Source organism: Paenibacillus oryzisoli (assembly GCF_001653565.1).
Taxonomy (GTDB): domain Bacteria; phylum Bacillota; class Bacilli; order Paenibacillales; family NBRC-103111; genus Paenibacillus_E; species Paenibacillus_E oryzisoli.
On sequence record NZ_LYPB01000069.1, the window covers coordinates 456,186 to 468,193 of the forward strand.

Consider the following 12,008-nt stretch of genomic DNA (forward strand, 5'->3'; position numbering starts at 1 on the left):
GTGCAATGACGAGATCATTTTTGTATACTGGACAAAAGATTGAAAATCACTTGCGCGCTTTCAGCACGCGTCATCAGCGCTTGCGGCACGAATTGATTGTTGCTGCGTCCTTGAATCAAACCAACTTCTTGTGCAGCATGTACTGCATTTTGTGCCCACTCTTTAATTTGAGCTTGATCACTAAACGAATTGGTGTTTGTCACCGTTACTTTTTCGCCATTTACATGCTCATAGGCACGAACAGTTATAACCGCCATTTCTTCGCGCGTAATAGGTTCGTCAGGTGCAAATGTATCTGAACTGCGTCCAAGCACGATACCCGCTTCACTTACTGCCGCGATTACCTGTGCATGCCAATCATCCGGATTTACATCCTTAAAGTGAGCACTTCCAATCGCTTTCAAACCTAAAGCTCTTGCAAGCAAAGCTACAAATTGCGCCCTTGTCACATTCCCCCCAGGATTGAACTCCGTATCTGTGACACCTTCAATAATATGTTTGGCTGCCATTTCCTTAATTACACGGCTAGCCCATAAGGAGGAAGCTACATCTGAGAATGTTTTATCATAGGCCAGCACGGCATATGGACTGAAATGGGTGAGTTTTGCGGTCATACTACCATTCACCAATGTGCCCCCCATATATTGAATCGTTCCGTCTGGCGCAAAATAATACAAGCCTAAGAGATGAGAGTCCGTATTCGGATTCACTTGAAATGAAAGGACCAACGGTTCCTTAAACGTTATGATAGGTATGCGCGTTCCATCTGTTGTTACAACATGTAAGCCAAAATTATACACTTGACTTGCCGTAACGACACGGGTAGAACCGTCTGTTGCTCCTTGAATAAATTTAGCAATATCATCCTGAGTGGCAATGATTGCCGAGAAGCTAAGTTGTGCACCGTCAACTTGTTTGCCAGCGAGAGCTCCCTGCATATATTTGAGGGCTTCCTTGGGAATTTCAATTGTAAAATCTTTCTGCACAATTTGAAGACTGTTCTCTCCAATCAGGTCAGTAAGACGGCTTGGCAGCAAGACCGTATTCTTGCCTTCTTCCATTTGGATGGTTATTTTCCCCTTAACGGCGGCAGGCAAATCATTTTCTAGAATAATCTGAGTTGTCGACGGTTTGGGAGTCGTTATTGGTGTGCTTGAAGTTGGAATAGACGATGAAGAATCAGTCGGTTCAATCCCAGGTATTCGTACGCCGATACTGAATGCAGTCTGCATCTGCGTACTGGACTGAATCTGCTCCAAATTACCGTTTACAGCTGTAATGCCATGTAATTGTATCATCCCTGTTCCGCTCTTCAGCGCTTTAAAATGGATCTGACCTATAGCTTCGGTTTTGGTAATTTGAACTGGAGTCTTATTTAATATGTCATAGGTCAGACTCCCATTGGTTGTATCTACAATCGCCCCGCCAAAAGTTTCGTACGAGGGAGATAACACAAGACCATCTCCCTGTAAACTTAACTGGCTTGGATCATAATGCAGTGTAAACCCGACCCCATTCAAGTCGAGAATATTCTCTCCCTTGATGATGACCTTGATGGTATCGCCTACGTAATAGCTTGTTTGGTCTGTCGTTGCTACGATGGTACTGCTACTCAAAGCATGTGCTTTATGTGTATCCATCGCAGTTGCCGCAACGAATAGACATAGTAACGACAGAAGTATTGTTCGTACATTCCGCATCGTGCTCTCTCTCCTTTTGGTTACGGATGACTTCTCAGTAGGTTAAGCTGTTTATACACATAGACCATATCCACGATGTCGATCTTTCCGTCCATATTCATGTCTAGTCTTGGATCAAAATTGTTATCGCTGCTAGTCAGTCTCGAATGATTGGCGATATAGCCTAGCACCTTTACATAGGCTTGTTCGTTCATCATAGCAACGCCGTCAATATTGGAATTCGCCAGGATCATGTTGTCCTGATAATCATTTTGAGCGAACGTAAAGCTGCCGTCTTTATTCGATATCAAACTTTCTTTGCGAACTATAAATGGCACCTTGCCTGCTGCCTGTTTGCTTTTAAATCTAATTTTCAGGAGTTCGACGGAAATGCCAGGCTGCGGGTTGATCTGTTCACTTAAGTGAAATTGAATGGAAATAATACCGCTCGAACTATACACATTTGTATAGACCGATGCCGTAACGCCAAGATTAGCCAACTGACTGCTCAGCATAATGTCTGCTGTCCCCACGTCCAATAAGCTATTATCGTAGGAGATGCTGAAGTTCCCGCCCCATACAGCAGCGGACGACAGTAAACTTAATGTTGTTTCTTCCCCTGCTTCCATCATCTTGGCTTTATTGTCAAAAGAGGTATACAGTGAATTCGCTGCACTCACATTCAACTTCGTTGTTGTGGTCAAGCTCTCCGTTGACCAATTGCCAGCTGCGTCTCCAGCTGTAACCTTAAATTTGTAGGAAGTATTCGCTGAAAGGCCTGTTACATCAAGCTGATATACATTTCCTCCAACGGTTTGCAGCAAGGCCCCATCTTGATAGATTTTATAATTGGTTACACCAACAAGATCGGTTGCAGGCAGCCAGTTTAAAGTAACGCTATTGTAGGTAGCATTGCTGACGGTCATTTGACCTCCTCCCGGCCATGAAGGCGGCTGCATATCAACTTGCGGGGTTGCCGGCAAGTAAAATCGGATTGCATCGGCAATGATATTGCCATAGCTTGCTTTATCGGTTAACTCCACATACCCGGAAGTTCCCGGAACGAAGTGATGCTTGCCAAGCAAGATCCAGTTGCCTCCTGGAACAACCCTTTGATCAACCGTGTACAGCTTGCTGCCTCCACTATAGAAAACCGTAAATTGGGCTGCACTCGGACGATTGCTGGTGCCATCCGGAAGCCAATAATACACGTCATAATCGCCCTCTGTAGTAATCGTTGGCGTCCATTTGAATTTATGTGTGCCAGTGCCGTCCCCCGGAATGGTGCTATAGCTGGCACCGTATTTGTTAGGTTGGGCTGTTCCAAGGTTCCATGTTCCTGTTCCTGTAGATACCGCATTCACATTGTCCACGATAATTTCTACTGGTTCGGTGACAGCTGGAGTCGTCGGTTCCTCTGGTGTCACGGGCGGTGTGCTGTTAGGAAGAGCAAATTTGATGGCGTCGCCAATCACATAACCGCTTGCATTATCATTAAGCTCCACATAACCGCTCGTCCCTTCATCAAAGAAGAAGCTTCCGAATCCAACCCACTTACCACCTGGTACAGTTTGATCCACATAAAACACTTGGTTGTCACCGCTATAATTAATGGTAAATGGCGCCGCATTCGCTCTGTTGCTGCTACCGTCAGGAAGCCAGTAGTAGACATCGTAATTACCGCTCACTGGTAAATACGGTCTCCAGCTTAATTTGTTTGCCCCAGCTCCATTAGTGGCATTCACATAACCAGTCGAATAATAGTTGGGGTTAAAGCTGGATTGCGTCCATTTCCCAGTTGCCAGCGCATCGCTATCATCCATGATCATACTTCTCATGACAAATTTGACCGCGTCACCAACAATGTTGCCTGTCACGTTGTCAGAAATTTCAACATACCCTGTGGTGCCGCGCACCAACGAATATATGCCAAGCGAAACCCACTGCCCGCCGGGTTTACTCTCATCCACCGATACGGCTTTGCCTACTTTGCCGTCATAAACCGTAAATGCCACGTTTTTCGCCATACTACTATTTCCGTCAGGCAACCAATAGTACGCCTCATATTCGCCGGATGCCTCAATATTCGGCCTCCATCTCATCTTATTGGCACCTGCTCCGCCTCCAGCCACAATGGCATAATCTGATCCATATTTGTTGGCATTGATCGAGGCTGTGCTCCAGGTTCCCGTGAATTCCGCACTTCCATTATCGATGGTGATCTCCATTGCCGGCTTCACAGGTGCAGGTGGAACAACCGGAGGTGGCGTTGTTGGAGGTACAACAATCGGAAGATCAATTGGATACGCAACAAGTTCAAAAGCAAACCCTTTCGCCGTATCCAGGTTAATAGAGATATGCTGACCGTTCACCTGGACAGGTATTTCTTCCAGTCTTGCTCCGTTCGTCGCCAGCTTGTAAGCCTTGAATTGCGTTGGATCCAGTGTTGTTGTCATACCGAACTGGGCTGTACCAAATTTAGTTAATGTGGGTCTGCTCCCTTTGCTGAATAGGACTTCCCCATTGGTTAATTGAGTAAGGCTTTCACCCGTACTTGCCGCATCTGTTGTATGCGTTACTAAAATTCTGCTGCTCTGATCTAGTCGTTTACTTTCCAAGGATGACGCCATAAACGTGCCTTTGTCCACACTGCCTTGGAAGGAGGCTGACGCTTTATCATATATGAAATTGTGATGATTGAGTGTTCCCGCTGCTGCCACCAAATAAGGTGTATTCACGGTATATACATCTGTCCCAATGTCGAAGATCAGCTCACCGGTATCGGAAATCAACTTATTCTGGTCTAAATAGGCAAGCTGCATATCCTTAATGTCTCTATCTTCGTTTCCAAGTGAGCCGATGAAAACCTGAGCCGCTTCTTTCAATGTCATCGTGGAAGTGATATTCAGTTTATTTTGCGCTGGTATATTCCCACTGGCAATTTGAGCTGGAGTCAGATCTGGGGTCACCTTATAGATGGTAAGCGGTTCTCCTGGTTTGTCGGCATAAACCGTCTGCGTATTATATAAATGAGAGAGATAATAGAGGTTTTCAAGCCCAATTTGCGGCTGTGCGCCTTTCTCATCCGTGGTGCTATACGTTTTATCTCGTACAAATATAAATCGTGGATCTGCTTTTTCAATGAAGCCTTTTCGGAATAACAGCGTTCCTGCATATTCAGACATGATTTGCAGAGGGTCGCCGAGGATCTCGAAACTCCCTAATTCCCCAATCCCAAGATTGTCGATGGCATGTGCAGGGTTATAACCAAAGTCAAACCTGTTCAGCATGTCCCAGCCCTGATAGGCGCCGACGGCTCCAGTAAATATATCCGTTTCATCTCTGCCCTTCATCGGATAGTTGTCCTGATATTCGGTTAGAAAGACTGGCTTGGCATATAACTGTTTCAAAGATAATCCTGGATAGTAGTTTTCAAAACTGCCATCAATGACGTCAAATGCTTTACTTAATCTCCTCATTGACGATGGATCGTATTGGTACCCGCTAAATAACGGCTGATAGTACAGATGCGTCTCTTGAATATCAGACGCCTCGCTTCTCCAATAATCCACCATCGGATTCATAATATGATTCATACCGCCAATAACAGCCTTCACGCCGAGCGTATTTTTGAGATGGTCCTTCATGTTGTTGTAGACCGCTAATGTTTTACCCGTATAATAGTCCATCATATAGCCCTTGATCGGTCCGAAGGTGTTCCAAAAGGATGCCGGATAACTGGTTACAGGCAATTGGCCCTTCGATTGCAGGAAGGCATTGAAGTCATCCAGTAAGAACTTTTTAAAATCCGGTTTGGAAGGAACTAGGTTGGTCAAAAGCTGCTCATTCCATGGACTTATGCCGATTACAGCAGGATCGTCTTTAAGCGCCAGTCCCGTTTTTTCATTCACATGGGATAACCACAAGTCGACTGCCTGCTTCCACATATCATAAGCTTGCGGAAAAAAAGGAAGAAGATACTTGGAGCTCTGTCCTTCCGCATAGTTGCCAAGCCCAGGCACGTTTTTGAAATCATACAGATGGAAAACGTCAAGCTGTAGATAAATGCCTCTCTTCTTCAATTCATAAATAAAATTGTCAAGCAGTTTGACCTTCTCCATATCGAGCTCAACCGCCCCTGAAGTTGGTGTCTTAAACATACCCGGTGCCCACGTTTCCATGGAATCCTGGCCATGGATTCTTACGATGTTATATCCCATCCCAGCAAGTCTGTCCGCAATAATTACCGCTTCAGCAGGCGTTGGAAAAGACATGTTCCAATTGACATTCGGTCCGAAGAAGCGAACAGTTTCTTCCGGCTTCCCTTCAAAGTGCAGGTCTCCTTCCGCATCCATCTGGATAAAGCCGTATTGACCTGCAGGGCCAACGTTCATACCTGATAGGTCTAGCGCACTTCCTGGTACGATGGCTGCTGTCGTATCTACCTTACTCCATGCACTCTCGTAGCTCCCCATGTCAAATCTACCGTTATTCGGCATTGGAAGACTATCCAAATCTTTAGTCAAACCCACATCAATCCCTGCATTTACAGCCGGAGAGGAAGCTAGCAAATGAAAATCCGATTTCTCCACCGAAACAAATTGGGGATCACTGGCGATCGAATGGCTTTCTTGCGACTTGTCAAAAGAATAATAACCCGCAGCATTACCGACAATATGCCCGAAATCATAGACGTGGGAAGCCCCGTTTTGATTCCAGTAGATCGCATTGCCCGAAGTCTGGTACATAAGATTGTAATCTGACACGTAGTTGGTCAGCGCAGCCCCGCTGTCTAGATCGACTGAAACCGCATAATCTGCAGCATTGGATGCGAGGATATTGTTTTTTACCTGTAAGTTATCGACCGTGACACCACCAACTACCTTGAGCCCCAGCGCAGCTTCTTTCCCCGAACTACTGGTGAATTTGGATTTGGCAATCGTATTATTCATGATTTTCGATCCGCCGATACTGCCATTTTTGTTTTCTAGCAGAATACCATGACTACCTGCATCAAGCGTATACATTTTCCCCGTGTCAAAAATCAAGTTTTCATGGATCTGATTGGAAGCAGCATCGCCAAAATCAGTCTTAAGCTGAATACCCGTCCGCCAAATACTGGACAGTTTATTATATCTAATGATGTTCGAACTGGATGAATTAACTGCAATTCCCGTACTGCTCATACTGCCTCTGGCGTTGGTTCCGTTCTTCCCTTTATAGAAGTCCCTGCCAATGTCATTCACTGTATTGTAATCGATGATATTCATGGAAGGCTTCGAAAGGGTATTGGTTCCTCCAACCTCAATGCCGGTAAGCTCCCCATCATCCGTACTTAACTTCCCAATGCCGCTGACTCTATTATAGGTGATCGCACTTCCTGCGGAACCGCTTTCAATCCATATACCTCTTGAATTGATATCATATACATTGTTATAACTTATCGTGATCGCCAAGGATCCGTTTACCCTGACACCCGCACCATCTGCGGCATGGATATCGTTTCCTTTTACAATCACATGTGTACTGCCGGGGGCGATGTAGGCTACCTCCTCCATGCCTCCAGTTAATTCAAGATTGTTTATCTCCAGAAAGCTTTGGGCATTGGAATCAAATGCTCTCGCTAGTCCAGTCACAAGTTCCGTCGTATTTTCACTGGAAGTTCCTTTTGACGGTTTGTAGTAGATACTATTCTTGTTTAAATCTAACGCCCATGAACCGTTTGTAAGAGAGCCTTTTACCGGGCCTGGCATTAGTGATTCTTGCATTTTCCCTTTTAATCGTTTGCCATTTTCCAAAAGGATGGTTCTAGAAGCATCTGCCCCAGGCAGCGAAGAATAATATTCTCCGTTGGCATCAGGCCCAATCCACACCGCTACTGGCGTTGCTCCAGAAATTTTCGGTTTGGGAAGCGTGGAAACGCCATATGCATCATAAATAATAGGACTTGTATTTGTGCCGGAGCTTGCAGGTTTTAATGTCGAGCCATACCAACTCTCTCCTCTTTTGAACAGCACCTTATCACCCGGCGCCAGATTATGACTGTTTACCCGGTCCAACGTCCGCCATGGTGTTACCGTTTTCAGTCCGTCATTGGTATCATTTCCAAGCGTAGCATCAACGTAATACACATTTCCACTAGGGGTCACTTCTGCCCTTGCAGGTTGTGCACCGCTGAATAACATCGTATTTACAGCGAATATAAAGATCATGAACCCTGATAATGCTTTTAATGTAAACTTGCTCATTTATACAACCTCCTAATAAAATTTCAGATCCCCTCGGTCTATGATTCCTTACTCCAAGAATAAATCACCCTCTCCAACGATTGAAATCGTTTTCATTATTTATTAATTTTATCACCCAAGAATTACACTTCGGTATACACAAAAAATATGATTAATGTACCAATTCTTGTTCTATATGAAGAAGAGGGTGAACAAGCTGTCGCCCATTCACCCTCTCATCTGAATTAATGCGGAACAAATTTAACGGTATCCGCAATAACGAATCCGGTTGTCCCCGTATTGCTGATCATGACATTACCCGATGTTCCCGCATTAAATGTGTAACTCCCTATGAAGTTCCACTGCCCTCCGTTTTCCTGCTGATTAACGGTCGTACTGTGCGCTCCGATAACATCGTTAACAGTGACCGGCACATTGTTAGCTCTATTCGTATCGGCATTCCACCACATATAGACGTCATAAGTATTTGTAGTCAATAGATTAGGTGTAAATGTAACGCTCATGGACCCCTTCCCTGTATTCCCATCATGCAGATAGTCAGCGCCATACTTTTGGGTGCTAAAAGAGCTCGCAATCCATGTTCCCGTCTTGCTTACCCTTGTCGAATCACTGTTATCTATAAGAACTGTAGGATGCTCATATCCTCCTATGCTTGGCGGATTGTTCCTTGCATTTTTATAATAATCTTCTGAAACATCCGTTACATTATTCTTGCCCTTAGCAATACAAGGAGAATGGGTCTGCAGCTTGAAATAGTCGGGTCCGAATGTGCCGCCAACAAGCAGAGGATCCCCAATGACATCATTCCCATTCGAGGCAACTCCGGTGACAGCGCTGGACCAACAGTTATTGGAGAAGATCAATCCAGGTTTCTGGTCTACATTTTGTAAGGTACCCGAACTTGATTTGAATATATTATTTTCTATCCTTGTGTTGACATGGTTGGCACCGCCGGTAATTGATATATTCGTATTTGTTGCATCAATAAACGTATTGCCGGCAATAAGATCGTTATTCAATGAGGTACCTGTGGCTAATCCCGTATTCCAGTAAGCAAAATTTTGGCCGTTCCCTTTCAGAAAATTGTTTATAATTTTCCTGTTATGTCCTGCTGGATAACTGAGATAAGGCTCATCCGCTATAGCAATCCCCATCGAAGCGCCGGTACCTCTCAAATAAATCGGATTCCCCGTATTATAGATCATATTGCGCTGGATGGTGATATAACTAGCCTTGTCTACATAGACCCCCAGTGCATAATTATCATAGATAGCGCTATCCTCTAACACTACATCATGGGTATCATTCCAGAAGCCAATGCCCTCCCCCCAATTGTTATATACTTTGCTGTTCTTGATTGTCCCATTGGAGCTATTCTTGATCATGAGAATTAAAGGCCAATCCATTTGGCTTGATAACCTGCTGAAACGCCCATAATTAGCATTTTCCCACAATTCATTTCCATCCAGAGTAAATTGATCAACATTATCTACTAACACAGCCAAGTTGCGGTTGTCATGAATCTTACTATTTGTGATGTTGATATGTTGATATCCGGGGCTGCTTGAACTGCCAGCATAAATCCCCTCACCATAAGACTCCTTTATTTCAAGTCCGTCAATGTCGATATAATTTGCTGTAATTCTCAACAAAGCATTCCAGGAAAAAGTGAACTGCTGCCCCGTATTATATGTCACTCCATCATTAGTAACAGGCGGCCCCGTATAAGTCATTGTTTCAAGACTAAGAGGGTGATTCGGGTACGTATTCTGACCTGAAATGACCGGTGTTTCCCCTGGGTATGCCATGAGCGTGATCGGATTGCCACTTGTACCTGAAGTCGTGATCGTGATCGGTGATGTTATATTGTACGTCCCTCCCCTTACAATAACAGTAGAGCCCGGGCCAGCAGCTCCCGCCATGTCAATTCCCTTTTGAATCGTAGCAAAGGGCTGGCTCGATGTACCTGGATACGCGTTATTACCTGTCGTGGCAACATAATAGGTTGTAGCAGCAGCCTTAACCTCAGTCTGGCTGACGATTCCAGCAGTAATCAGCCCAAGCAATATTGCAAGAATTACTGAAAAGACGAATGAAGCACTTTTATTCATGCTTATTGTCATCATCATCTACGCTCCTTTTCTGGTCGAAGTACAATTAAACATCCCTTTAACCATTAGTAATGGCAGCATTCATACAGATCGGTAAGCGCTTTCAAATTTTAAAAACAACATTTCTCCCTTCCGTTATTGATACGCTTTTCGTTTTTTTAATGTTATGTCCTCATTGTTCTATCACCTCTTTCCCTTGTTTCTTTTATTATATGGTTTAACGGATGAAGTGCTGTATACATGAAATCTACACTAAATGTATCAATTATTGTCATTCTATTATTCCTATCGTTAGATTAATTCCATTCATTTTAAAATTTACTTATTTATGGAATAATCCTTAAACACTCTGAACCAAAAGAAATAAGCCCCCCTTCTACTGGGAGGCTTATCTAACTCTAGTCTTTCATTGAGGAAATCAGACTTAAGATGAACGTAATATCTTCTCGATCAATTTTACCATCCAAATTAAGATCTCGTGTTGGGCTATCGGATTGTATATAAGTAACAATTTCGTCAATTTGTATGTGACCATTATGATCATGATCTAGTAAGGCAAAAGTAGAACTTAGAATAACAGCAAAGCTTGTGTGCGTTGAGATGATGCCATTGTTAGCGATGAGAGTATACATCCCTGCCTCCGCATTGTCAGGTAAGGCAAACCCTGCCTCACTGAAAGTGCCATTAGCTACAGTGACATCATTATAACTAGCTAGTACGCCCCCGTTAGGGGCCATAATTGTAAGGGTCACACCATTTAGATTGGTTGTCCCTTTTAACACAACTACTTTACCTTGAACCTGGGTTGCAATTGGACTTAATGTAATCAGAGGTGCATTCGATGTGATCGTTATTACTTTTTTGCCAATGATACCTGATCCATCATTCGCCCTTGCCTCGACCGTAACTGTCCCAATTCCAGTCGCTGTTAACAAACCACTTTGACTAATTAATGCGTTTCCTGCATTCCCATTTCCATAAACATACCATGTTACTGAAGAATTAGTTACATTTAATGGTAGTACGGATGCTTCCAACTGAAGTGTTCCCCCAATGACGACAGCATCTCTATTTGAACTTTCCTTTACAGAGATACTAATCGTCAGAACAGGTATTTCTGGTACCGGAGTTATTGTAATAGCTGTGCTGCCATATACACCCGAGCCATCTGTAGCTATCGCAGTAACCGTAACAATACCTGGTTCAATTGCATGAAGCACGCCTAAATCACTAATCGTTGCTGATCCCGGATTGCCATATACATGCCAGGTCACTGATGTGGTCGTCGCATTTGCAGGAAGTACATTGGCAATCATTTGCAGCGTATTTCCTGCCACTACGGTTGTTAAGTTTCCTGCACCATTAACGTTAATTTGACTAATAGGTATTGCAGCAATCGTGATCATCGTGCTCCCTTTGGTCGCCGATCCATCTGCTGACGTTGCAATTACTGTCACGGTACCGACTTGTGTACCTGTCAATAACCCCGTCGCGCTTATTGTCGCATTCCCTGTATTTGCAACCACACTCCATGTGACATTAGTATTTGTTGCATTTTCTGGCCAAACCGCCGCGTTCATCTGCAAAGAGTTTCCATTGGTTACCGTTGTGGCATCATCAGCTCCGGTTACGACGATATTATTAACCATTAAAGATGCGATTGTAATGGTCTTCGTTCCATAGATTCCTGATAGATCTTTCGCTGTCGCCTTAACGACGACCTCTCCTATGGCTGTACCCGTCAGTAATCCTGTCGTCTCATCTATCGTTGCATTTCCCGTACCTGGCGCTACGCTCCATGTAACGGAAGCATTCGTAGCGTTCAAAGGCAACACATCTGCATTCATTACCAGCGTACTTCCAATTGGTACGCTTGTTGCTTCACCTTTACCTGTCACGGTGATACTTGTGACGGGGATAGCTGCGATAGTAATAATCGTACTTCCCACAATGCCAGAGGCATCATTAGC

At 44.2% G+C, this 12,008-nt stretch carries 4 protein-coding genes; all 4 read right to left on the reverse strand.

The annotated features are described in order from the left end of the window. Window positions 1–14: 14 nt before the first annotated feature. Window positions 15–1,700 carry an S-layer homology domain-containing protein gene (locus A8708_RS16295; RefSeq protein ID WP_068665206.1) on the reverse strand — a complete coding sequence of 562 codons (1,686 nt, stop codon included), beginning with the start codon at window positions 1,698–1,700 and terminating at the stop codon, window positions 15–17. Between the two features lie 20 nt (window positions 1,701–1,720). Further along, window positions 1,721–7,927 (reverse strand): golvesin C-terminal-like domain-containing protein, encoded by a 6,207-nt coding sequence (locus A8708_RS16300; protein ID WP_068665208.1) that lies wholly within the window; start codon window positions 7,925–7,927, stop codon window positions 1,721–1,723. 224 nt (window positions 7,928–8,151) lie between these two features. Then, on the reverse strand, window positions 8,152–10,053 hold the full coding sequence (locus tag A8708_RS16305) for a golvesin C-terminal-like domain-containing protein (RefSeq protein ID WP_068665209.1): 1,902 nt from the start codon (window positions 10,051–10,053) through the stop codon (window positions 8,152–8,154). A gap of 383 nt (window positions 10,054–10,436) precedes the next feature. Beyond that, window positions 10,437–12,008: Ig-like domain-containing protein (locus A8708_RS16310; protein WP_068665211.1), on the reverse strand; the 1,572-nt coding region annotated here is incomplete at its 5' end.

Excerpts from the sequence above, each read along its gene's own strand:
- A8708_RS16295 (WP_068665206.1), bottom strand. The coding sequence starts at position 1,700 with ATGCGGAATGTACGAACAATACTTCTGTCGTTACTATGTCTATTCGTT.
- A8708_RS16300 (WP_068665208.1), bottom strand. The coding sequence starts at position 7,927 with ATGAGCAAGTTTACATTAAAAGCATTATCAGGGTTCATGATCTTTATA.
- A8708_RS16305 (WP_068665209.1), bottom strand. The coding sequence starts at position 10,053 with ATGATGACAATAAGCATGAATAAAAGTGCTTCATTCGTCTTTTCAGTA.